This is a genomic window from Maridesulfovibrio ferrireducens (assembly GCF_900101105.1).
GTDB classification, from domain to species: Bacteria; Desulfobacterota; Desulfovibrionia; order Desulfovibrionales; family Desulfovibrionaceae; genus Maridesulfovibrio; species Maridesulfovibrio ferrireducens.
The window spans coordinates 655,069-676,472 of the sequence record NZ_FNGA01000001.1 but is presented as its reverse complement, the minus strand read 5'-3'; the positions used below and the strand labels follow the sequence as shown (position 1 = coordinate 676,472).

Sequence of the window (21,404 nt, the reverse complement as noted above, 5' to 3'; positions counted from 1 at the left end):
GTATGTTGGTGCGATAATTACCCACATAAGTATAATTACATTTTTATTGCTTAACATAATTTTTCATTTTAAAAATTAATTTAGCAGCTTTTCTGTAATCTTTTGCATCTTCCTTATCTTTTCCTTTTGGTGGATTAGTCCACTTACTTGGATCATCACCTAGTTTTTCAAGATCTTCTACCAACATTTCGTCAGCTTCCTTAATTTTTTGTTTTTGTACTTCATTAACATCTCCCAATATTTCTATATTTTTTATACGCTCATACGCAAGATCATGTTTTTTATAGGCCTCATCTGAGCTATCTACAGGAGGTTTCGAACCAACCTTTCCTCCGTCTACACCTCCACTATGGAGCCCTCCTCCCCAATTTCCATATTTTGGACCATCTTTTAAAGTTCGACCTTCTCCTCCCCATTTTATTGCAGAGTAGGGTTTTTTCCCGTATTTTTTAATCACTTCATGCATATCAAGCCCAGTAATAGAATCACTTTTATAATTCTCTTTTTTCTTTTCTTCACTCTTCCCAGCAAGCCCCGTCCGATCATAAAAATTAATCGGATCATCCCAACAATAACCATAAACATCCACATCCCCGCCAGCTAAACCGATGGGGTCGGGAGTTATGAACCTGCCGATGATGGGGGCGTATTCGCGATAGCCCAAATGTACGAGTCCGGTATCTTTATCGTGAAGTCCGGCGGCGAATCCGAGGCATACATCCAGACTGACTCCGCTATCGAGCAATACATTCCCAAACGAATCATATATAATTCGCTTTACATCATAACCTCTTTTGTCCGCAACCATACCATAGGGGCTTGATTACACAAAAAAAAGCCCGTTGAAGCACAAACTTCAACGGGCTTATCTCTAAATAAACTTACTTAATAAGAATTCTTACAATCCGCACTTCGCCATGTAATCAATCAGGTCTGCAACGCGGCAGGAGTAACCCCACTCGTTGTCGTACCATGCGTATACTTTGGCAAGATTTCCGCCCTGAACCACTGTGAAATCAGCTTCCACAATACCTGAACGAGGATCGGCCAGATAGTCAGAAGAAACAAGCGGCTCTTCGGAATAACCGAGAATGCCCTTGAGTTCGCCTTCAGCCGCACTTTTAAGCACAGCTTTAAGATCTTCAGTTGTGGTGTCTTTGCTAAGTATTGCAACAAAGTCCACAAGAGATACTGTCGGTGTAGGAACACGTACAGAATATCCTTCAAACTTGCCTTTCATTTCAGGAATAACCAACGCAACAGCCTTAGCCGCTCCGGTGGACGTAGGAATCATATTACAAGCAGCAGCACGCGCGCGCCTTAAATCTTTATGCGGCTGATCGAGAATACGCTGATCGTTTGTGTAGGCATGAATGGTGGTCATAACACCTTTTTCAATGCCGAACTTCTCGTGAATCACCTTTACAATCGGAGCAAGACAATTGGTTGTACAAGAAGCATTTGAAATAATATTATGCTTTATTGGATCATAATCTTTATGGTTAACACCCATAACAACAGTGATGTCTTCATCCTGTGCAGGAGCTGAGATTACAACTTTTTTTGCTCCGCTTTGCAGATGCTGAGCAGCTTTTTCTCCGGTTCTGAAAATACCCGTGCATTCCACAACCACATCCACACCGCATTCTCCCCAAGGGATTTTGCGCGGATCGCGTTCAGCAAAATTCTTTATAGTGAAATCATCGCCAATCTGCATGATGTTGCCATCAACAGTGATTTCAGGCGGAAATTTACCGTAATTTGTATCTCTGGAACAAAGCAGCGCATTGGTTTTAATATCGAAAAGGTCATTTACTGCAACAACTTCAATATTATCACGATGCCTTTCCCAAATGGTTTTAAGCACCTGACGGCCAATACGCCCGAATCCGTTAATCCCAACTTTTACTTTACTCATATTGCTATCCTCATAAAAGGAACGGATCAGTCATCGACCCGGTAGGTGTAATCGTTAGCCAGTTCACTTGCCCTCTTAAGTGCATGAAACATGCGTGCATTTTCCAGCGCAAGCCCTGAAAGATCTGCAACGCATTTGAGGAAATCAAGTTCCTCTTCTGAAAATTCACGCTTTTCGCCCGAATACACTCTGAGCACACCGATAACCTTTTCACCCCGGGCTGTAAGCGGAAGAACAACCAAGGAAACAAGTCCTTCTTTTGCTGCTTCTTCAGGGTACTGAAAACGGTCATCACTGCGGACATCGGCAATACTTAAAATTGCGCCCTTCAAAACTTCCTGATCGATACGACTTTTAGAAACCTCTACAGGCCCTTTTTTTTCATATCTTTCACTCAGTCCGTATGAGGCATCCGCTAAAAGAAGCTCACCGCTACGATCAAGCAAACGAATGAAACAACCTTTCAGATTCATTTCCGTAGCAACCTTCTCGGCTATCCTAGAAAGAACCTTCTTCGGTTCCAAGCTGGAATTGATAGCTCTGGTAATCTCATAAATCGCTTTGTAGAGTCTGGTTTTACCCATTTCTCAAACCTACCTTGTTTTAAATTTCATAAAAAAGACCGTCTTAGGGAAATACGGCACTTCAATTTTTAAAACACGTCAATCTTTATTATTAGCAATCTAGCACATTGTGCTCGATATTGCATGTAAAAGAACGAAAGAGATTGTTAAGCAAAAAATAGAATTATGTTCACTTTGCAACATTAAAACTAAATTTAAGATTCACTATAGCTCACAATGTTGCATATGGAATCATTAAAAGCAAAGCCTTTCGTATTTTTTTGTTTTAATTTTTATCTCTGATTGCTCCGAGAAAACGAGACCGTAAGGCTTCACTCATAAGTCCTTTTTTAACTGGAGAAAGTTTAAGGAACCCACCAACAACAGCTCGCATAAATGATTCACTGCGACTGTTGGGATTATCAAAAATAAGATTTTGCAAAGTACCCCGTTCGAGGGATTGCAGGATAACGCGCTCAAAGCTGTCTTCGGGATGAATAACTTTCTGCTCGCGCTTTTCCATCTGCAATGCTCTGGTTTCACATTTTAAAGCACAGACTCCGCATCCAAGGCAGAGTTTGTTATTAATTTCAGCATATTTTCGGTTTTTAGCAGGAGCTGTAACAGAATCAACGCCAGCTTTTTCAAGCATGGTGATGGCATCGATCGGACACGCCTTGGCGCACAATCCACAACCATTACACTCTTCAAGATCACACTTTGCAATGAAAGATGAAGAAACAAGCATGCCCGGGTAACCTGAATATTTAATGCCCTGCATAAGATTGCAACAGCAACCGCAACAATGACAGATGAAACCTGCATTCTGTTTAACGTTGTCCGTAGAAAGCGTGAATCCCATTTCTTTAGAACGGGCAAGAATATCGAGCATTTCAGAACGTGAAATTTCGCGGGCGAATTTATTGCGGATCAAAAACTGCGCCGCGTCACCCATGGAAGTGCAAGTTTCAAGGGGGACATCGCAACCCTGTTTGCCGAGGTGCATTTTTTCATGCCGGCAAGAGCATAAACCGACAGCGAACAGATTTTGCCGTTCAATCAAAGCTGATGCTTTCTCATAATCAAGAATCTCAACATGATCGACATCGCGGATAGTTTCTTCATAAGGCAATGCGCGCATAACTGAAATTTGCTGCCCGTCGCCAAAATTTGCGTCGATAAAAGATCGGTCTCCGAACATATAACTTTGGAACAATTCTGCCCATTTTTTGGAGTCAAGATTGCCGCCCGTACGCATCATGGTAAATTCAAAAAAACCGATGACAAACGGGCTGATCATATAGAGATATTCATCTTTTTCCCACATATCGCAAACAAGCCCTTTGAAGCACATGTCTTCAAGCATAGGCTGGAGCTGTTTTTGATTAATGCCTGTAATTTTTGAGATACGCTGAAGACTGGAAGGGCGATAGGGCATGCGGACAATCAGATCCGCTTCTGCGAGAGAATAAAGAGATTTAAGAAGCTCATGCAAAGGCTCAGACCACGGCATACGAACCGTGGTATTATCAACCTTTTGACCTAACTGCCGATAAATATCTTTTCCAATGATGTGTCCCATGAAAACGAGTTACATTGAGACGTATCTGTTAGCAAGTGGCAACCGCTTACTTCAAAAAGAACAAACTTTTTTTATGGGAACACTCTTGACTTATCTTTTTTGGGAACATATATATTGGTTGTGAACGTAATCTCAACCAAAACATTAAATGCTTATCGCAACTGTTATCCTGAGGCGGATCAAGCCTTGCGAACATGGCTTGTAATTATGAAAAAAAGTAACTTCAAACATTTTTCAGAATTAAAACAAATTTTTGGGTCAGCTGATTTAATCACTAATGACGTGATCGTTTTTAATATAAAAGGTAATCATTTCAGATTAATTGTAAATATAGATTTCCTTCGCCAATCTGCCTACGTAAAATGGTTTGGCAGACATAAAGACTATAACAAAATTAACCCTTCGGAGGTGAAACATGAATATCCGCCCTGTTAAGACAGAAGGCGACTATGAACTCGCCCTCGAACGCATTGAATCTCTATGGGGAGCAAAGGCTAATACTCAAGAAGGCAACGAACTTGATATTCTTCTTACCCTTGTATCTGTTTATGAAAATGAACATCACACTGTTCCTCAACCAAACCCTATTGAAGCGATTAAGTTCGTGATAGATCAACAAGGATTAAATCAATCCGATTTAGTTCCATTTATAGGGAGTAGGTCTAAAGTTTCAGAAGTGCTTAGTGGAAAAAGGCCCTTAACTCTTTCAATGATTAGAGCCTTGCACACAGGACTTTCTATTCCCGCTGAAACACTAATACAAGAAGGAAGTCCTTTTTACCAAGACGGGGATGACGTTGATTGGAAAAAATTTCCAACATCTGAAATAGTTTCGAATGGATGGGTGACGGATCTCGATCCTCGTACACAGCAAGAAGAAATAATGCGTAACCTTGCGGCTCAAGCAGGGGTTGATAATTTTTTGACCCAAACAGCCTGTTTTCGTCAAGGAACTCGCCGTAACGCAAAAGATGATTCGTTTGCTCTTCAAACTTGGATTCTCAAGGTTCTGGCTGAAGCTCATAATATTAAAATTGACTCAAATTTCAATCAATCTGAGCTTAATTATGATTTTTTACGCAAGGTCGTTCAGCTTAGCACTCTTTCCTCTGGCCCAGCAAACGCTAAAGAATATTTGCAAAACAAAGGTATAAAACTGGTCATAGTGCCTCATCTGAAGCGAACATATGTTGATGCTGTACTTCTTCTGGAAAAAGGAAAAATTCCCGTAATAGGAATGAGTTTACGATATGATAGAATTGACTATTTTTGGTTTACCTTGCTGCATGAACTAGCTCACTTAGCACTGAACCACCTTACAGCCTCCGACGATTGCATTATTGATGATTTAGAATTGCATAACTCGCTAGATAATATAGAAAAAGAAGCTGATAAATTTGCAAAAGAAGTGTTAATCCCTAAAAAACTATGGGTAGCATCTAACGCACCTAAATCTGCAAAAATTGCTGATATTATTTGTCTTGCAAGAGAAGCAGATATTCATCAAGCAATTGTTGCTGGAAGAATTAGATATGAAAAAAAGAACTACCGACTTCTTTCTCGCTATGTTGGACATGGAAAAATAAGAAGCCAATTTAATTAAAAAAAACCACTCATAGCAGTGAGTGGTTTTTTAATAAAGCGACCTATCTAAGCAACTGGGGTCGCGGCACAAATTGCTCCCAAATCATGACCCGGGTAGCTCCTTGTAAAGTAAGCATAGCTACCATGACATCGGAGCATCACGCAATAGCAATATCAGTTGTTAAGGAGTAAACATGTCAAAAGAAAAAACCAGAAAAATTGGTAGAGATGCCAAAAATGGACAATTCATAACAGTTAAAGAAGCAAAACGTCGTAAAGCAACTGCAGTAGTAGAAACAATCAAAAAAAAATAATCATTCGTGACAATTGGAACCGGGTTCCTTTGTCACCATATACATTACAGACTTTACTCAATTCTCATCATTTTACTTTCTTTACTTCAAAAAGAACTCAGAAATATATTTAGCCGCGGTAAATAAAATGATGACCGTAAGCATCCATTTGATAATTTTAGCTGGAAAAAATTTCTGACAACGCGCTCCGAGATACATACCCGCCATGCCGCCGATGCCGAAAAGAATACCCAGCGTCCAGTCTGGAGCTATAGCCATATTCGGATAAAGCGGAGCGATGGCCTGATAAAACAACACTCCCGCTACCGAAGTAACAAAAGTACCCATAAGCGCCGCCCCTGCCACGGTATAAACCGGCAACCCGAAGATGGTCACAAAAAACGGTGCAATTATAGACCCGCCCCCGATACCATAAATACCGCCCACAACTCCAACTATCAAAGACAGCGAAAGAAGACCGATTGATGAGCAATCATAGACCTCGCCATAAAATTCATAGCTGATGCGGGTTACTGAAAATTTCAGAACGCGTACGGTCGGAAGTTTTTCACCTTCATCATTTCTCTTTGAATGATCTTTGACGAGTTGCTGAAACTTTTCTTCAGCACCTTTATTAGGACTTTTATCTTTTTTGAGTATGCTTAAGGCAAGTTTAACGCCGATCCACAACAGCACTGCTGAGGCAAAAAGTTTAAATGCTGTTGGATCAGGAAGCCACTTGACGCGAACAATAGCTCCGACAAGCACGCCGGGCAAAGTTCCCACAATAACGACAATCGTCAGAGGCCAAACCATACGCCCTTCACGGATATAGCGCAAAACACCTGACGGAATAGCGACTATATTAAAGAGCTGATTCGTTGCCGAAACGGATGGTGACGTATAGCCGAGAAACGACATCTGAAAAGGCATAAGCAGGAATGCGCCTGAAACTCCCCCCATAGAAGTGAAGAAAGATACTACGAAAGCCACTAACGGAGGGACAAGAGGGTTTACTTCGATTCCTGCAACGGGAAAATACATAGGCTTATTCTCGCTTTTCAGATTGTACAGCTCACAAATAGAGCGTTGTTATTATAATCTTCACTCGTTGACTTCCTAATATCATACCTTGTGAGTAGAAAACAACATCAATTTAAGCATAATGTAGTTCCCCGGACCTGACTCGGCTTATTGCCGTGACAAACGGGGAAGGATTACACCCGAAGGTGTTCACATATAATGAAGAAAGCGATCCCGTCAGCATGACTTTTGAAGGACGCACCTTTCTTTTTGCGACTAATCAAGTCGGCACAATCTTCATGGTTGCGGACGAAAGAGGTTATGATGTAAAGCGGATTATATATGATTCGTTTGGTAATGTATTACTCGATAGCGGAGTCAGTTTAGAGGTATGTTTAGGATTCGCCGCGGGACTGACAGACAAAGATACCGGACTCGTACATTTGGGATATCGTGAATACGATCCCGCCATCGGCAGGTTCATCACCCCCGACCCAATCGGTTTGGCTGGCGGGGATGTGGATATTTATGGCTACTGTTTGGATGATCCGATTAATTTTCATGACCGGACGGGGTTGGCTGGGAAGAGCGAAGAAAAAAAGGAAGGAGCTTTTTCAAAAATAGTTTCAGGATTACGTAAAGCTTCTACTGCGATACCGAAAGGACTTGAAGGAGCAACGGAGAAAAGCATTAAGGGTATCAAAAAAGCTACTGTCGAAGGTGGAAAAGCTGCGGCAGAAGCTCTTGATAAGGGGGCAGATGCAGCGGGTGAGGCTGTTGGGAAAACTGTAGATGAATTTAAGAAAAATAAAGAGTTACAAAAATATACAGAGATAGCTCTCGGGGCAGGGGCGCTGCCTATTGCATTAGCTTCAGGAATAGCAGCAGGCCCTGCTGTTTCAAGTGCAGCAGCATCTGTTGCAACTAAGATCGCTACGACTCCGGGGGCACAAACTGTATTAGATTTTGCAAAGGGGCTTAACCCGTTTAGCGGAGAAGCTCCAAAACCTAGCTCTCCCAGTGAAGCCGCTGGGATTATTGGTCCTTATCTAGTAAAAAGAATTGATGAATTAGGTGCTTGGGATAAAATTGGAGAGCAGTATAATAAAAACGTACAAAATAGTTACGCGAATAATTTTAATATTGATAAAAGCAAAATATTACCTTCTCGAACATCTATAACCAAACATCACTCAAAATAGCATGAAAGCCACTCTTAAATTCTTGACTAGTTGACTATGACAAAACGGATAGAGATGAAAAATAAAATAATAAAAAAAAAGAACTCTTCCATCTTTATAAGGATTTTTCTTATAGTAGGAGGAATATTTGGAATATTTGCAGCCGCACCGTGGAATAAAGAAAATATTCTTTATCATCGAGGCGGATACCCTACTGACACCACCGCAAATTGGGCAATTACTGTTCTCTGCACTATTGCTATTGTGTATGCTGTGTTGGACAAATCTACCATAAAAGATAGAGGGCTTGGATTATATACAGATCATATTTGCCCTAATTGTGAACAAGTCTTTCTTAAAGGTGAAAAACCTAATAACAATCTGTGTTCAAAGTGCAAAGTTCAGATTGAACCCTTGGAAGGTTTTTATAAAAGGCACCCCGAGTTGAAAGACAACTAACCAATTTAGCCCCGACTTAGGTTGGGGCTTTTTTTTAACAAGAATTCTACCATCGGCAGATTCATAACACCCGATCCAATCGGTCTTGCTGGCGGAGATGTGGATGTTTATGGCTCACGCTAAGGCTGCGACAAAATCTCCCGCAAAACTGTCAGCCCCCTCAACAATTCATCTGTCGTACGCGGCCCGCTAAGTGAAATCCTAGCCATTGCGGGAACAACGCTGTCACCCACTGCAAACTTTTCCGCGCCGAATATATTTATTCCAGCCTCACGGGCGCGGGCTTCAAACAAATAACCCCGCCACGGTTTCGGCAATTGAAGCCAGATAAAAAATCCCGTTGGTTGACCGTAGTAGATCAACCCGTCAAGAAGACCTTTAACCGCTGAAAAACGCTTTCTAGCTTCATCCTGCTTAAGATTAATAATCTTATCGGCGGTGCCATCCTTTATCCACTCAGAAGCAAGCTCTGCGTTAAGAGGCGGAGTCATCCATACTGTATTTAAAATCGCATGTGCCAGTTGATCGCGCAGATGATTGGGAGCGGACATAAAAGCCACCCGCAATCCCACTGCCAGTGACTTGGAAAGTCCCGCAATATGAACACTGTTTTCAGGGACCAGAGATGAAACCGGAAGCAGAGAACTTTGCGTGGTCAAATCATAAGCATCATCTTCAATGATAATAAGAGAATGCTTGCGCGCGATCAAAGCAATTGCTTCGCGCCGCTGCGCAGACATACACGCAGTGGTGGGATTCTGCACCCCGGGCATTAGGTAAAGCCCTTTGATATTCTCTCTGCGGCAGACAGTATCCAGCGCTTCGGGAAGCATACCTTCCTTATCCATTGTAATCGGAACAAGCCGGATGCCAAGCATGGCTGCCAGAGTTTTCATGCCGGGATAAGTGAGAGCGGACGATGCAATACGATCCCCCGCGCGAAACAACCCTGTCAGGCAACAAGTGAGTCCATGCTGTGCGCCTGAGCAGACGAGCACATCATCCGGAGTGACATCAAGACGGTAACGCTTGCACCATTCTGCACCTGCTCCGCGATGCTCCGGCAACCCGCGTGGATCAGTGTAACGCATAAAGGCATTCGAGTTACGCCGCCGGATAAGCCTTTTCATTCCCTCTTGAATATCCGGGTCCAGATCGTAGAAGGTATTAACCATACCCATCTCAATAAGACCGGGAGCATGCGGTTCGAATGAAACCATAGAAGAAGAAATCCGCGCATCTGAAGCCACAAAGGTTCCGCGCCCTACAGTTCCCGAAATCAGACCGCGCCGCTCAGCCTCAACATAACCGCGTGTAACGGTGCTGACATTGATTGCCAGCTCGTCAGCCAGTTCGCGATGTGTGGGGAGGCGATCCCCCGGTTTAAGCTTGCCTGCAAAGATATCACGCTCAATGGCATCAGCCAGTGCGCGATATTTCGGACCGGTCCCGTCTTCAAGTGTGGGGTTCCAATTTGTCATGCACACAATAATTCCATTGACTACACACAATGTCAACAATATGTCTACAATCAGAAAAATTGATGCACACAATCTCGAAAGGAAAATATTATGCAGGAAAATTACTGGCCGTTTTTACTCTTTGTTATCGTCATGACCGGAACCCCCGGTCCCGGCAATTTATCGATGCTGGCATTAGGCCAGACCGTGGGCTTCAAAAAATCTATTCCGTTTATGATCGGGATGAATGGGGGTGGCTTTCTTGTCGCAATACTCACAGCCATGGGCTTGGGCAAACTATATACTACGTCACCGGAAACAGCCTATTTTTTAAAAACTATCAGCCTGATTTATATCCTCTATTTAGCTTTTAAAATAATGCGTATGAATGTGCAGTCTCCAGAAAAGATAAGACCTTTCTCAATTTACGACGGCTTAATGCTCCATCCTCTGAACCCTAAAAACTGGGCTATGAATATTTCCGCGTTCAGCCAGTTCGCTGATCCATCTGCTCCCCAATTTTTAGAAATAAGCATATTTGTGCTGACTTCAACTCTCGGAGGACTAATTTTTAACTGTTTCTGGGGCTACACGGGATCATCATTGCTCAGTCTAATGCGCACCCGCAAACTTAGACTATGCATCAATTCATCAATGGTGGTGCTTATGGTCGGCGCAACTTTATATGCTTTGTATAAATAAAATATATAGCCGGACTTCGGTATCAAATGGTTTTCGTTTTGAACTTATTAGGATATGAACTTTTAAGTACTGTTGAAATATAATTTTATGTGAGGATCAGGATTATGAGTAAGAAAATAGGCTGGATTGGAACGGGCGTAATGGGAAGCTCTATGTGTATGCACCTTGTAAAAGCGGGCCACGAAGCTTTTATCTACAACCGCACAAAAGCCAAAGCTGCCGATCTTATTGCAGCCGGAGCAACATGGTGTGACTCTCCCGCTACAGTCGCGCAGAAGGCTGACATTATCTTCACCATAGTTGGCTACCCAACCGATGTTGAACAGACAATCCTCGGAACTAAAGGCGTGCTTGCCAATGCTGATTCCGGAAAAATTATCGTTGATATGACAACCTCCGAACCTGCTTTAGCGGAACTCATTCACGCCGAAGCTGCTGATAAAAATGTAGGTTCCCTTGATGCTCCTGTCTCGGGCGGCGATCTCGGAGCACGCAATGCAACATTGGCAATTATGGTCGGCGGCGATAAAAAAGTTTTTGATAAGGTCAAAGATCTTTTCAATATAATGGGCGATAATGTTCAACTCATGGGCGAAACAGGGGCGGGACAGCACACCAAAATGTGCAATCAAATTCTAATAGCCGGAACCATGATCGGCGTTGTGGAATCACTGCTTTATGCTCAAAAAGCGGGTATGGACCTTCACAAAGTAATTGATGTCATCGGTTCCGGAGCTGCCGGTTCATGGTCCATCAACAACTTAGGCCGCAGAATTGCCGACAGCGATTTCGACCCCGGCTTTTTCATCAAGCATTTTGTAAAAGACATGGGTATTGCCCTCGATGAAGCAAAACGCATGAAGCTTTCACTGCCCGGACTTGCGCTTGTAAATCAGTTCTACATTTCCGCCATGGCAATGGGACATGAAGAGCTCGGAACACAGGGACTTTATAAGGTTCTTGAGAAAATGAACGCGATTTAAATTAAATAAAAACCCCGCTGAAATTTCTTATCTAAAAGAGGTCTCAGCGGGGTTCTTTTTTGAAAAAGATATTAAAGTCTTTTAAACCCGAACTCTTCAAGCGCATTCTGGGCAGAACTAGCCTGCAAACCCTTAAGAAGTTCAACTCCATCATTATTTTTTTCTATAACAACAGCAAAGTATTGCGCATTTACACTAAGTGAATCAGGCAAATCCATAATTTCAACATCATCCATTCTTCCAGCAATATCCATTGCGGTTGTCCGGTATCCCAAGAAAAGATCCACTTTGTCCTCAGCAAATAAGCCATATACCGGAGAATGCGGTCCAGCCGCTTTGGGAGAATTCTTTCCTCCGACCAGCGTCAGAGCTTTACTTCTCAAAAACTCACGGCTTCCGGGCTGTATAACCTCGGCTCTGTCGAACACTGAAAAAGCGTAATCTCCTCCGGGATCATCGACTGGAGTTGATGTTCCAAGCCTGTTCTCAGAACTCAGCATATTCTGCAAAGCATCCCCGCGTTGCAAAGCTGACGGACGCCCGAACAAGCACAACGAATTTTCAGTAAAAACTATCGGCTCGGAGCAAAGGCCCATATCAGCAAGAATCTGACAGTGCTTAAGGTTTGCAGACAAATACAGAGCGGGGCGTTCTCCCTGTGCTATCCGTTCCCTTAAAACCCCGGAAGGACCAAAGACAGAATTTATTGAAAAACCGGACCGTCCGGCCATAGCGGGCAAAACTTTACGCAAACTTCCAGCCGCAAAAACAAGTATTTCTTTTGTCATATTCTAATCTTCCATTTTTTACTTAAGCATTTTTTGCCTGATCATGTTGCCCGGGCAATACACACTTTTTCTCCAGCTTCAAGAGTAAACACATCAACGGGCAGTCCATACAAATCACTGAGCTTTTCAGAATTAAGAACACTCTCAGTTCTTCCATAACCTTGCAATCTTCCATCTGCAATCAATGCGGTTCGCTCTGAAAAACCTAAAGCATGATCTGGAAAATGAGTGGTCATTACAACTGCTAAACCCTGATCTGCAAGTTTACGCACAAGCACTAATGTTCGGGCCTGATTGCCGAAATCCAGATGCGAAGTAGGCTCATCAAGCAAAAGAATGCGTGCTTCCTGAGCAAGCGCTCTTGCAAAAAGAATCAACTGCCGCTCCCCGCCGCTTGTTTCGTCGTAGGACTTATGCGCAAGGGATGAAATTCCAAGAGTTTCCATAGCCTGTTCTGATATGGCGTAATCTTTAGCAGATGGCGACGAAAAAGCACCAATATGCGCAGTGCGGCCCATAACAACAACATCAAGAGCTGAAAAAGAAAACACAGGAGTGTGCATCTGCGGCACAAAAGCAATAGCCCGAGCCACATCTTTGCGACTCATCTTTTGCACTTGCCGCCCCTCGATCGAAACCTGACCGACCGAAGGAACATGCAATCCAGCCATACATCTTAACAAAGTGGACTTACCGGTTCCATTCGGCCCAAGTATAGAAAGAACCTCTCCAGCATGAACTTCCAATGAAATATCTGTCCAGACCGACTTTCCACCTTCATAAGCAAAAGAAAGATCTGAAACCGTTAAAACTATGCCCAACCTGTCCTCCCTCTTCCTAAGAGCCAAGCAAAAAAAGGAGCTCCCACTGTGGCAGTAAGGATTCCCAGTGGAATTTCAGCTGAACTTATATTTCTGGCAATGCCGTCAATCAACACAAGGTAACACGCACCTAATGCAAGGCTTGCAGGTATTAATTTTCTGTAGTCAGGACCGACCATCATTCTGGCAAGATGAGGCACAACGAGTCCGACCCAGCCCACAATTCCGCTGACGGAAACAGCACTGGCTGTAATAATCGTGACCGCCACAACCACCCCGAAACGCAACCGTCCGGCTTCCACTCCAAGCGTTTTGGCTTCCTCATCACCGAACGAAAGAACATTAAGCCGCCACCGCACCATCAAAAGCCCGACAATACAGACTCCCATAGGCAGAAGAACAGTATAGAGATCTTCCATCGTAATTGAGGAAAGAGAACCCATAAGCCAGTAGATAATCACAGGAAGCTTATCATCAGGGTCTGCAAGGTACTTGATAAGGGAAAGAAGCGATTGGAAAAAAGCTCCCACTATCACCCCGGCAAGAACAATGATCATTGACCCGCTGGCCTTATATAAACGACTCATCAACCATGCGGCAATTACGGCAGTCATTCCAAAAAAGAACGCACAACCTTGAATCATCACCGGCTGATTCCATATGATTATACCTAAAGCAGCTCCGAAACCTGCGCCGGAAGCAACACCAAGCACATAAGGAGAGACCAGCGGATTACGGAAAAGCCCTTGAAAGGCAGCTCCTGAAACAGATAACCCGCCTCCGATAATCATGGCCGCAAGGACGCGGGGCAAACGAACATTAAGCACCACGGTCTGGACAATTGAGGACCATTCTCCACTCACAGGCAGCCCTAAAGCATCCCCTAAAATTAACAACACATCCAAAAGGTCAACTTGATATCGTCCCCATGCAAGCCCCAGACAGAAAACGGCGGCAGGAGCCACCCAGAGCAGAATAGTCCATCTACTCCGAAGGTTCCTGCCGCCTGCGATTGCGGATTTATTTATAATCTGTGCCATAGAATTCTTTATAATAAGACTGAACAAGAGCTGACAGATCTACATCTTTGAATTTTTCAGGATACAATGTTTTAGCCATCCACAATTCACCTAAAGCCATAGACTCAGGCAGTGGGTGTCCCCAAGGTTTTGCATACTCAGGACAAATAAAGACCCGATTGTTTTTAACAGCACTGACTTCTTTCCAAATCGGATCATTAATCAAGTCTTTTACTATTTTACGATGACGCCACTGGATAAATACAACTTCAGGATTCCAGCGCAAGACATCTTCCATGGTAACTTTTTTGAATCCGACAATATCCTTAGCAGCAACATTCACTCCACCGGCACGTTCCATGATTACGCTTGTATATTTGCCGCGACCATAGGTTCCGAGGTTGGAATGAGCCATGTAACATCTTACACGTTTATCTTCGGAAATTTTACCGAGATGTTTTTTCAATATTTTCTGATTTGAATCGATAACAGAGATTAATTTTTCAGCCCTCTTTTGCTTGCCGAAAAGATTAGCAATAAGTCGAACGCCTTCTTTCAATCCTTCATTATAAGCCTTGCTCGCATCCTTCAAATCAGGATTGAGAACAGAGGTATGTTCATATCCTGCGTTGTAAAGAGATATCCCGACAACAGGTATTCCGGCATTTGTAATCTGATCAATCATATCTTTCGAAGCGTAATGGGTAACAATTACGAGATCAGGATTCAGAGTTAACAGGCTCTCCATATTCACACTTTTCAGGCCGCCGGGAGTAGGCATGCTTTCGATATTTTTGATACCTTTACGTGCGCCGGGCAGATATTTATCCCACTTATCAAGAATACCGACAACAGAATCGGCTGCGCCAAGCTGAATCATAATATCTAAAGCCTGATGCTGCAAAACAACCGCACGCTTACTTACATCCGGAACAATAACTGTTCTGCCAAGCTGATCAGTTACAGTCTTCTGCGCCATAGCAGGAGCAGCAAAAAGGACTAAACAACTGATAGCCAAACAACTCAACACACCTAACATTCTTAAATTCTTCATAAAACATTCTCTCTTTATAAATTTTAAATCCAAATTATCAATCACTATCGCCAACAAATCTTGTATCGGATTTAAGCGTTTCCGACTTTTTCGCATTTTTTTCCAACCAGCCGAAACGATCAGCCGGAACTGCATCAAATTTTGCTACATACGGCTTAATATCAATCAAGGGAGTTCCGTTTAAAACGTCCACCCCTTTAATTTTAATAATATTTCCTTTTATTTCACGGAGTTCAACTGTAGACATTCCTATCATATTCGGCCTGCGGGGAGCACGGGTCGAAAATAATCCTCGCTCAACAGTATCCATAAAAGGCTTCACACTCAGCTTGTACCCCTCATTTTTATGGAAATGATACAATAGAATAATATGTGAAAATCCTTCCAAATCTTTCAAACCTTCTTGAAGATCTTCAGAAAGCTCAATATATCCGAGAGCATCCTTTGCCCCTGACGGCTGTATAGGCATTCCATCAAGTTTATCAAACGGGGAGTGAATGTAGCCTATCGGGTGAAAATTAATTGTGTCCATAAAGTGCTCCCGCCTTACAAGATTCTTAAATCATGAGAACGGATCGCCAAAAAAGAACTTTGGTCCTTTTTCAAATCCATTTCATAAAACGAATTAGTCATCATCATAACCGGTATCCGTACGCCTTTACTGCTATATGAAAGGTGGCAAAGATTCCCTTCGTGATAAAAATCATCCAGAGTTGCTTCAAAAATATTCCGCTCAAAAGCATCTGTCGGCTTTTCTCTGAAAACCATCACATTTTCAGGTCGCAATGCTACTTTTACAGCCGGATCACTTTTTACCTTCTCAACAACTGAAAGCTCAAGTCCCTGAATATCAACCAGACTTTTCCCGCCACAATTACTGACAACCCTTCCATCGTAAATGACCGCCCCGACAAAATCGGCAAGGAAAGAACTTTCCGGACAGTTGAATACCTGTTCTCTGGTATTGTGCTGCAACAATTCTCCGTTCTTAAAAATGGCTACTTTATTTGCCATAGACCAGACATCGTCCATATCATGTGTGATATGAAGCACAGTAATATCGAGCTTCTCGATTGTTTTTCTGAGCAGTGAACGAATATTATGTCTTGTTTTAGGATCAAGGGCTGAAAGCGGCTCATCCATAAGCAAAAGTTTCGGTTCAACAACCAAGGCGCGGGCAAGCGCTGTTCTCTGTTGCTCGCCCCCTGAAAGAGTCTCAGGTTTACGGTGCAGAATATGACTAATATTAAGTAATTCAGCCATCTTGATAATCTTAGCTTTTCTGCTTTCTTTTCCGGCATCAATTTTTTTCAAACCATATTCAATATTTTTAAATACGGTTAAATGCGGCAGAAGCGCGTAATCCTGATAGACAATGCCTATTCTTCTTTTTTCAGGTTTTTCATTAGTAATGTCACGCCCTTCTAAAAAAATCTGACCCTGCCTAGGTTTATAAAAACCTATTATACATTCGAGAAGAATGGTCTTACCCGAACCGGTCGGTCCCATCACCGCGAGATAGTCACCTTTTTTAAGATCAAGGGACACTCCTTTGAGAGAAAACTGGCCAAGATCAATATGCAAATCGTTTACACTTAGAAAACTCATAGCTTCACTTCCGTCATTTCAAATACAAAAATCGCCGCAAATGAAACCGCTACCAGCAGCAATCCGCTAGTTAATGCCATTCCCATGTTTCCGTAAGAAATATTGAGATATAAGGTTACAGGCAGCGTTTCAGTTTTCATATATGACCCACCGGCTAAAATCAGAACAGTACCGAACGTTCCGATGCAGCGGGCAAAAGCGATAACTGAAGCAGCCAATATCCCTTTACCGGCAAGAGGTAATGAAACTTTTATAAATGTTTCAAACTGAGTATAGCCGAGACTGCGTGAGATAAATTCCATACGGGGACTGATAAAATCAAATGTCGATTTCATTATGCGGATAGCATAGGGCAGCGCCGTAAAAAACTGCGCAACGACTACGCCTTCCTGCGTGAAAACGAAATTAATTCCTATGGATTTAAGAGCAGTACCAATAGGGGTTTTCCCAAAAAGTAAAATCAGGCAAAGCCCCAAAACAAGTTCTGGAAAAGCAATCGGAAGATCCATAATAGTTCTAACTATTCCCTTACCGGGGAAGCTAAGCCTGGAAAGAGCAAAGCCAATCGGAAGAGAAAACAACATCACCAAAACAGAAGAAATAAGCCCTGTAATGAGGGATAAACTAAGCGAAAAACGCATTTCTTCACTTTGGAGATTCATCCAGACATCTTCAAAAGTAGGCACTGTAAACAACGCTCCGATTGCAAGAACCAGGAGCGTTGTTATAAAAAACGTACAGAAAAGAAGCCAGATCTTAAAAAAGTTTACCTTGTGCAAGGCTCAAATCCCCATTTTTCCCATACAACCATTCCTTCAGAGGAAGCAATATAGTCATTCAACTTAACAGCTAGAGGATTATCTTTTGCCGAGATATGAAGAGCGGTCGGAATAGTCTTAATCATATTGCGGGCTGGATCAATTTTAACAGTCTGAACTTTGCCTTTGCCTTCCGCCCAAGTGGTTACGTCTAACCAGTTAATTGTGGCGTCAGCCTGATCAAGAGCAGTGTAGATGAGAAGCTGATTGCAGGTGGGAGCAAAAACAACGACATTCGGCTCAACTTTGTCCCAAAGCTTGCATTTGCCGAGAAGTTTTTTAGAAACTTTTCCTATTGCAGCAGATTTAGGATCGCAAAGCGCAACTTTCAAACCGGGCCGGGCAAGATCATCAAGACTCTTAATATTTAACGGATTTCCAGCAGGAACGACAATCACAGGTATATGCTTAACTATTTTGATGATGCTGGGCTTATAGAGCCAGCCGTTTTTAACGGCATCATTTGTATATTTTTCTGCGCCGGGAATGAATACATCACAAGTCTGGCCCATAGACATCATTCCGAAAATTTCACCGGAACTGCCGTAATGAACACTTATTGTAACGTTATTTTTTTTCTCAAAATTCTGCCGCAACTCTTCCATCGGTTTCATAAGTCCGGCACCGGAAAAAATTCTTAATTCCTCAGCTTTTACGACACTTGTTAATCCTAAAAAGAATAAGCAAAACATAAAAACGGTTAGTACACGTAACTTTGATCTATACATTTTAAATCCCCCAAATTAATTATAAAAAACTCTATAATATTTATAATAGGTCAATATTATATGTGTTTTTTGACATAACAAGGAAGACTATTAATAGCAATGCGTCTGTTATTAGTTACAAGATGGTACTAGAATAAAATATAAAACAACCTGCTCTTCTGTTATCATTCATTTTTTTAATCTTTATAATAAATATAAACACCAAGCCAAGCATCATACACTAGCACTCGCTTCAGTTACATGCAGACAGATAGTCATCATTATCATTCAACATTGTTTTATTATGTCAGAATAGACACAATAAAACAAAAACAGCCACCGCACTAATGCGGAAGCTGTTTTTGGTCGAAACTTACAAACATACATCCAATGAATGCACCCTTTCACGCACCGGAAAAGGCTAACAAGCAAAATTTACGAAAAACTTTGTAGGCCTTGTCGCTATATTCTTTTTCAAAATGATTTTCTTTTTGTGTTCGCAAAAAAACGATTTATACTTACATAGCAATTCGGAAGGAAATTCTTTCAAATTAATCCTGTAAGTATCCCTGCCGTGCATTACTCTCATGACATGTGAATACACAAGCCAACTAAATGCTCTCCAGTGCTTCATTTTATATAGGCTTACGAGCAGATGGGTGGCGTTCCAGTCAGCAAAAAACGAAGGCCCTTTCGTACAATATTTTTCAATCCAGTTGTTTGATTTTGCATAGAAGAAAAATTTGTTTCCCGCTAACAAGTCAGCAACTATTTCAAGAAGGTCTAGAACAATAATTGCGTCCGGGACTTTGCCGTACACTTTCCTGAAGTAATCCAGCATGTCATAGTCTATTCCTTTGTTCTTAAGTATGTATTCTTCAATGAAATTATGTAAAAGCTGAAACGAAAATGGATACTCTTCTACCAGCTCTTTTTGCACCTTTATTACGTCAGATGAGCTGCACTTGGCTTGTAGATTCAATTTGGTGCGCAAATTTGTTTTTTCTAAAACTCTTTTCCCGCAATTTTTTAATTTTGCAATGCTGTCGGGATTCTTTGTAAGGCTCGCACGTATTGAAATATGTGCAACAACTTCCTTATCAGGCAAATTGCACTGATAATTATTAAAAATACGAAAATATTCACTTTGAAGTCCATTAGCAAGAGTGAACGCAAGAATTTCGCTTACCTTCATAGAATTTACAGTGCTCATATTTTACTCCTCATACGTGCCAAATCGGTAGGCATTACTAAGGCAAAAAAAGCTCTTCATTTCCCCTAAACACTCTTATTAACTCTGTGACATGATATAACAGAGCTACTTAGAAAATAAAACCTTCTAATTATGAAAAACAAAAAAATCCGGGGTATTCATAGAAAATGAACTCCCCGGATTTTGATTTCTATTAAGAAGTCTGAATTATTCTTTTTCCGCCCGGACCTTCTTCTCAAAACCACTACGATCCTTGCCTACATAGAAAATAAACGTGCAGAGCATTACAACCATACACCCGATTAATGCGTCCTTTGCCGCACCGGATAGGGCTATCAGACAAAATCCACAGGCCAGAAGTGCTGAAGTGAGTTGCAGCCATGCTTTTTTAGCTTTGAATCCATAACGGCGCAGCAAATTAAGTGCTGAGTAGAAATACGGAGGAAGAGTCAATAATACTGCAATATTAATGATATTTCCGAACATACTTTGCGTGCTTCCGCCTTTGGACAAAACCATCAACACAACAAGCAGCACGCTCATCATAATGGATGAAAAAACAAGACCTTCAACGGGAACACCATGCTTATTCCGGTTGCCGAAAACTTTAGGAAGAGTTCCATCATTTGAAGCTCTGCAACCAGCCTGCGAAACAAGCATCATCCATGAACCGAGTGAGGCCAGACAGGCAAACGCCGTGACAGCGGAAACCAGTTTAGGAACATATTCAGCATACGGGATATTTGCGCATATATGGCCCATTGCCAGCGAAAACGGTGCTCCCGACGCGGCAACCGTACTTGCCGGAAACATGCCTGATATCGTGGTACAGGAAAGAATATATACTACCCCCGCCACAGCCGTCCCTACCATCGTTGAAATAGGAATTGTACGTTTCGGATTTTTTACAACTGCGGTGTTTACCGAGGCACTTTCCACACCGATAAAACTCCAGATACATAGAATAATAGCCGCTAGAATTGCTGATTCCGAGGTTTGACCTTCCACAAGCCAATTGCTGTTGAACTGTGCCATATCGAAAAAGGCCCAGCCGGCTGTACCCGTTATTATCACCGGGATTAAAAGCAGTACAACTCCGACAGAAACGAGCCGCCCGATCCAGTCAGCTCCGAGAATATTGATACCGGTAAATATCCAGATAATTATTATGGAAGTTATACCCGAGTAGAGAGGGTCTTGCAGAATGGGAAAGAAAATTGATAAATAATCCACGCCTGTTATAGCAATCGCAATATTACCTATCCAGTTAGCGTGATAGTAAAGCAGGCCGGACTGGTATCCTAGAATAGGAGCAACTTCGCCAGAATAAGCGATAGGGCCGCCCTCTTGCGGATCTTCCATCCCGAGCCTTGCAAACACATATGCCAGCGCCAACGCTCCGACCAGAGCAACTCCCCATCCGATTAAAGAGATACTGCCGATGGCGGCTAAGTTTGCAGGGAGCAGTGCAATTCCCGACCCCATCATGTTTCCGGCTACAACTGCGGTACACGCAATCACGCCCATTTTTTTGTGTTCAGCAGTAGCCATATTGCATCTCCTTATCTTCGTTAAATTGGGATATTAAATCGTAATGCTATGTAATAATCAGAGAATAAAAACGCTTA

The 21,404-nt window shown here is 42.3% G+C and carries 22 protein-coding genes; 6 read left to right on the top strand and 16 right to left on the bottom strand.

Annotated features, from left to right (window positions below):
• Positions 1 to 43 precede the first annotated feature (43 nt).
• The 4 genes from BLT41_RS03020 to BLT41_RS03005 form a co-directional block, all read right to left on the bottom strand.
• Complete coding sequence (locus BLT41_RS03020) at positions 44 to 808, bottom strand: RHS repeat-associated core domain-containing protein (protein WP_092158097.1); 765 nt, start codon at positions 806 to 808, stop codon at positions 44 to 46.
• A gap of 90 nt (positions 809 to 898) precedes the next feature.
• Entirely contained in the window at positions 899 to 1,918 is a 1,020-nt protein-coding gene (gene gap / locus BLT41_RS03015; RefSeq protein ID WP_092158095.1) for a type I glyceraldehyde-3-phosphate dehydrogenase, read from the bottom strand.
• A 26-nt stretch (positions 1,919 to 1,944) separates the two neighbouring features.
• On the bottom strand, positions 1,945 to 2,502 hold the full coding sequence (locus tag BLT41_RS03010) for a GAF domain-containing protein (RefSeq protein WP_092158094.1): 558 nt from the start codon (positions 2,500 to 2,502) through the stop codon (positions 1,945 to 1,947).
• Between the two features lie 265 nt (positions 2,503 to 2,767).
• Positions 2,768 to 4,063 carry an ATP-binding protein gene (locus tag BLT41_RS03005; protein WP_092158093.1) on the bottom strand — a complete coding sequence of 432 codons (1,296 nt, stop codon included), beginning with the start codon at positions 4,061 to 4,063 and terminating at the stop codon, positions 2,768 to 2,770.
• A gap of 120 nt (positions 4,064 to 4,183) precedes the next feature.
• Between BLT41_RS03005 and BLT41_RS17810 the strand changes: the two genes are divergently transcribed.
• Positions 4,184 to 4,498: a type II toxin-antitoxin system HigB family toxin gene (locus tag BLT41_RS17810; RefSeq protein WP_425283308.1), complete on the top strand. Its 315-nt coding sequence runs from the start codon at positions 4,184 to 4,186 to the stop codon at positions 4,496 to 4,498.
• A complete protein-coding gene (locus BLT41_RS17735) occupies positions 4,479 to 5,666 on the top strand; it encodes a helix-turn-helix domain-containing protein (RefSeq protein ID WP_092158091.1) in 1,188 nt (395 codons plus the stop codon). The genes BLT41_RS17810 and BLT41_RS17735 overlap by 20 nt, the downstream gene beginning before the upstream one ends.
• A 376-nt stretch (positions 5,667 to 6,042) precedes the next feature.
• On the opposite strand, the gene BLT41_RS02990 is transcribed toward BLT41_RS17735, so the two are convergent.
• A complete protein-coding gene (locus tag BLT41_RS02990; protein WP_092158090.1) occupies positions 6,043 to 6,984 on the bottom strand; it encodes a sulfite exporter TauE/SafE family protein in 942 nt (313 codons plus the stop codon).
• Between the two features lie 155 nt (positions 6,985 to 7,139).
• Here BLT41_RS02990 and BLT41_RS02985 point away from each other — a divergent pair, with 155 nt between their 5' ends.
• Both BLT41_RS02985 and BLT41_RS02980 read left to right on the top strand, forming a co-directional pair.
• Positions 7,140 to 8,165 (top strand): RHS repeat domain-containing protein, encoded by a 1,026-nt coding sequence (locus tag BLT41_RS02985; protein ID WP_139167320.1) that lies wholly within the window; start codon positions 7,140 to 7,142, stop codon positions 8,163 to 8,165.
• A 54-nt stretch (positions 8,166 to 8,219) separates the two neighbouring features.
• The gene (locus tag BLT41_RS02980; protein ID WP_092158088.1) at positions 8,220 to 8,603 is read left to right on the top strand and encodes a hypothetical protein; all 384 of its coding nucleotides are present in this window, start codon (positions 8,220 to 8,222) and stop codon (positions 8,601 to 8,603) included.
• A 119-nt stretch (positions 8,604 to 8,722) separates the two neighbouring features.
• On the opposite strand, the gene BLT41_RS02975 is transcribed toward BLT41_RS02980, so the two are convergent.
• Positions 8,723 to 10,084, bottom strand: a complete 1,362-nt coding sequence (locus BLT41_RS02975; RefSeq protein ID WP_092158087.1) for an aminotransferase-like domain-containing protein — start codon at positions 10,082 to 10,084, stop codon at positions 8,723 to 8,725.
• Positions 10,085 to 10,174: 90 nt separating this feature from the next.
• Between BLT41_RS02975 and BLT41_RS02970 the strand changes: the two genes are divergently transcribed.
• Positions 10,175 to 10,765: a LysE family translocator gene (locus tag BLT41_RS02970; protein WP_092158086.1), complete on the top strand. Its 591-nt coding sequence runs from the start codon at positions 10,175 to 10,177 to the stop codon at positions 10,763 to 10,765.
• Between the two features lie 104 nt (positions 10,766 to 10,869).
• Positions 10,870 to 11,748 (top strand): NAD(P)-dependent oxidoreductase, encoded by an 879-nt coding sequence (locus tag BLT41_RS02965; protein WP_092158085.1) that lies wholly within the window; start codon positions 10,870 to 10,872, stop codon positions 11,746 to 11,748.
• Between the two features lie 71 nt (positions 11,749 to 11,819).
• Here the strand turns inward: BLT41_RS02965 and BLT41_RS02960 are convergent, their stop codons facing one another.
• From BLT41_RS02960 to BLT41_RS02915, 10 genes are all read right to left on the bottom strand, one after another.
• Entirely contained in the window at positions 11,820 to 12,536 is a 717-nt protein-coding gene (locus BLT41_RS02960; protein ID WP_092158083.1) for a substrate-binding domain-containing protein, read from the bottom strand.
• A 41-nt stretch (positions 12,537 to 12,577) separates the two neighbouring features.
• The gene (locus tag BLT41_RS02955; RefSeq protein WP_170830294.1) at positions 12,578 to 13,357 is read right to left on the bottom strand and encodes an ABC transporter ATP-binding protein; all 780 of its coding nucleotides are present in this window, start codon (positions 13,355 to 13,357) and stop codon (positions 12,578 to 12,580) included.
• Positions 13,348 to 14,397, bottom strand: coding sequence for a FecCD family ABC transporter permease (locus tag BLT41_RS02950; protein WP_092158081.1), 1,050 nt, complete (start codon positions 14,395 to 14,397; stop codon positions 13,348 to 13,350). Before BLT41_RS02950 ends, BLT41_RS02955 begins: the two co-directional genes overlap by 10 nt.
• Positions 14,378 to 15,430, bottom strand: a complete 1,053-nt coding sequence (locus tag BLT41_RS02945) for an ABC transporter substrate-binding protein (protein WP_092158080.1) — start codon at positions 15,428 to 15,430, stop codon at positions 14,378 to 14,380. Before BLT41_RS02945 ends, BLT41_RS02950 begins: the two co-directional genes overlap by 20 nt.
• 37 nt (positions 15,431 to 15,467) lie before the next feature.
• Positions 15,468 to 15,962 (bottom strand): tRNA (N6-threonylcarbamoyladenosine(37)-N6)-methyltransferase TrmO, encoded by a 495-nt coding sequence (gene tsaA, locus BLT41_RS02940; protein WP_092158079.1) that lies wholly within the window; start codon positions 15,960 to 15,962, stop codon positions 15,468 to 15,470.
• A gap of 14 nt (positions 15,963 to 15,976) precedes the next feature.
• On the bottom strand, positions 15,977 to 17,038 hold the full coding sequence (locus tag BLT41_RS02935; protein WP_092158077.1) for an ATP-binding cassette domain-containing protein: 1,062 nt from the start codon (positions 17,036 to 17,038) through the stop codon (positions 15,977 to 15,979).
• Positions 17,035 to 17,724: an ABC transporter permease gene (locus BLT41_RS02930; RefSeq protein WP_244512181.1), complete on the bottom strand. Its 690-nt coding sequence runs from the start codon at positions 17,722 to 17,724 to the stop codon at positions 17,035 to 17,037. Before BLT41_RS02930 ends, BLT41_RS02935 begins: the two co-directional genes overlap by 4 nt.
• An 80-nt stretch (positions 17,725 to 17,804) precedes the next feature.
• Entirely contained in the window at positions 17,805 to 18,584 is a 780-nt protein-coding gene (modA, locus tag BLT41_RS02925; protein ID WP_092158074.1) for a molybdate ABC transporter substrate-binding protein, read from the bottom strand.
• 400 nt (positions 18,585 to 18,984) lie between these two features.
• Positions 18,985 to 19,776, bottom strand: coding sequence for a hypothetical protein (locus tag BLT41_RS02920; protein WP_092158072.1), 792 nt, complete (start codon positions 19,774 to 19,776; stop codon positions 18,985 to 18,987).
• Between the two features lie 207 nt (positions 19,777 to 19,983).
• The gene (locus BLT41_RS02915) at positions 19,984 to 21,327 is read right to left on the bottom strand and encodes an amino acid permease (RefSeq protein ID WP_092158070.1); all 1,344 of its coding nucleotides are present in this window, start codon (positions 21,325 to 21,327) and stop codon (positions 19,984 to 19,986) included.
• Positions 21,328 to 21,404 lie beyond the last annotated feature (77 nt).

What these genes read in the sequence shown, in the direction of transcription:
- BLT41_RS02990 (WP_092158090.1), bottom strand. Translation starts at nt 6,984, where the DNA reads ATGTATTTTCCCGTTGCAGGAATCGAAGTAAACCCTCTTGTCCCTCCG.
- gap (WP_092158095.1), bottom strand. Translation starts at nt 1,918, where the DNA reads ATGAGTAAAGTAAAAGTTGGGATTAACGGATTCGGGCGTATTGGCCGT.
- BLT41_RS02945 (WP_092158080.1), bottom strand. Translation starts at nt 15,430, where the DNA reads ATGAAGAATTTAAGAATGTTAGGTGTGTTGAGTTGTTTGGCTATCAGT.
- tsaA (WP_092158079.1), bottom strand. Translation starts at nt 15,962, where the DNA reads ATGGACACAATTAATTTTCACCCGATAGGCTACATTCACTCCCCGTTT.
- BLT41_RS17735 (WP_092158091.1), top strand. Translation starts at nt 4,479, where the DNA reads ATGAATATCCGCCCTGTTAAGACAGAAGGCGACTATGAACTCGCCCTC.
- BLT41_RS02975 (WP_092158087.1), bottom strand. Translation starts at nt 10,084, where the DNA reads ATGACAAATTGGAACCCCACACTTGAAGACGGGACCGGTCCGAAATAT.
- BLT41_RS02960 (WP_092158083.1), bottom strand. Translation starts at nt 12,536, where the DNA reads ATGACAAAAGAAATACTTGTTTTTGCGGCTGGAAGTTTGCGTAAAGTT.
- BLT41_RS03010 (WP_092158094.1), bottom strand. Translation starts at nt 2,502, where the DNA reads ATGGGTAAAACCAGACTCTACAAAGCGATTTATGAGATTACCAGAGCT.
- BLT41_RS03005 (WP_092158093.1), bottom strand. Translation starts at nt 4,063, where the DNA reads ATGGGACACATCATTGGAAAAGATATTTATCGGCAGTTAGGTCAAAAG.
- BLT41_RS02980 (WP_092158088.1), top strand. Translation starts at nt 8,220, where the DNA reads ATGAAAAATAAAATAATAAAAAAAAAGAACTCTTCCATCTTTATAAGG.
- BLT41_RS02965 (WP_092158085.1), top strand. Translation starts at nt 10,870, where the DNA reads ATGAGTAAGAAAATAGGCTGGATTGGAACGGGCGTAATGGGAAGCTCT.
- BLT41_RS02970 (WP_092158086.1), top strand. Translation starts at nt 10,175, where the DNA reads ATGCAGGAAAATTACTGGCCGTTTTTACTCTTTGTTATCGTCATGACC.
- BLT41_RS02920 (WP_092158072.1), bottom strand. Translation starts at nt 19,776, where the DNA reads ATGAGCACTGTAAATTCTATGAAGGTAAGCGAAATTCTTGCGTTCACT.
- modA (WP_092158074.1), bottom strand. Translation starts at nt 18,584, where the DNA reads ATGTATAGATCAAAGTTACGTGTACTAACCGTTTTTATGTTTTGCTTA.
- BLT41_RS02915 (WP_092158070.1), bottom strand. Translation starts at nt 21,327, where the DNA reads ATGGCTACTGCTGAACACAAAAAAATGGGCGTGATTGCGTGTACCGCA.
- BLT41_RS02950 (WP_092158081.1), bottom strand. Translation starts at nt 14,397, where the DNA reads ATGGCACAGATTATAAATAAATCCGCAATCGCAGGCGGCAGGAACCTT.
- BLT41_RS02935 (WP_092158077.1), bottom strand. Translation starts at nt 17,038, where the DNA reads ATGAGTTTTCTAAGTGTAAACGATTTGCATATTGATCTTGGCCAGTTT.
- BLT41_RS03020 (WP_092158097.1), bottom strand. Translation starts at nt 808, where the DNA reads ATGGTTGCGGACAAAAGAGGTTATGATGTAAAGCGAATTATATATGAT.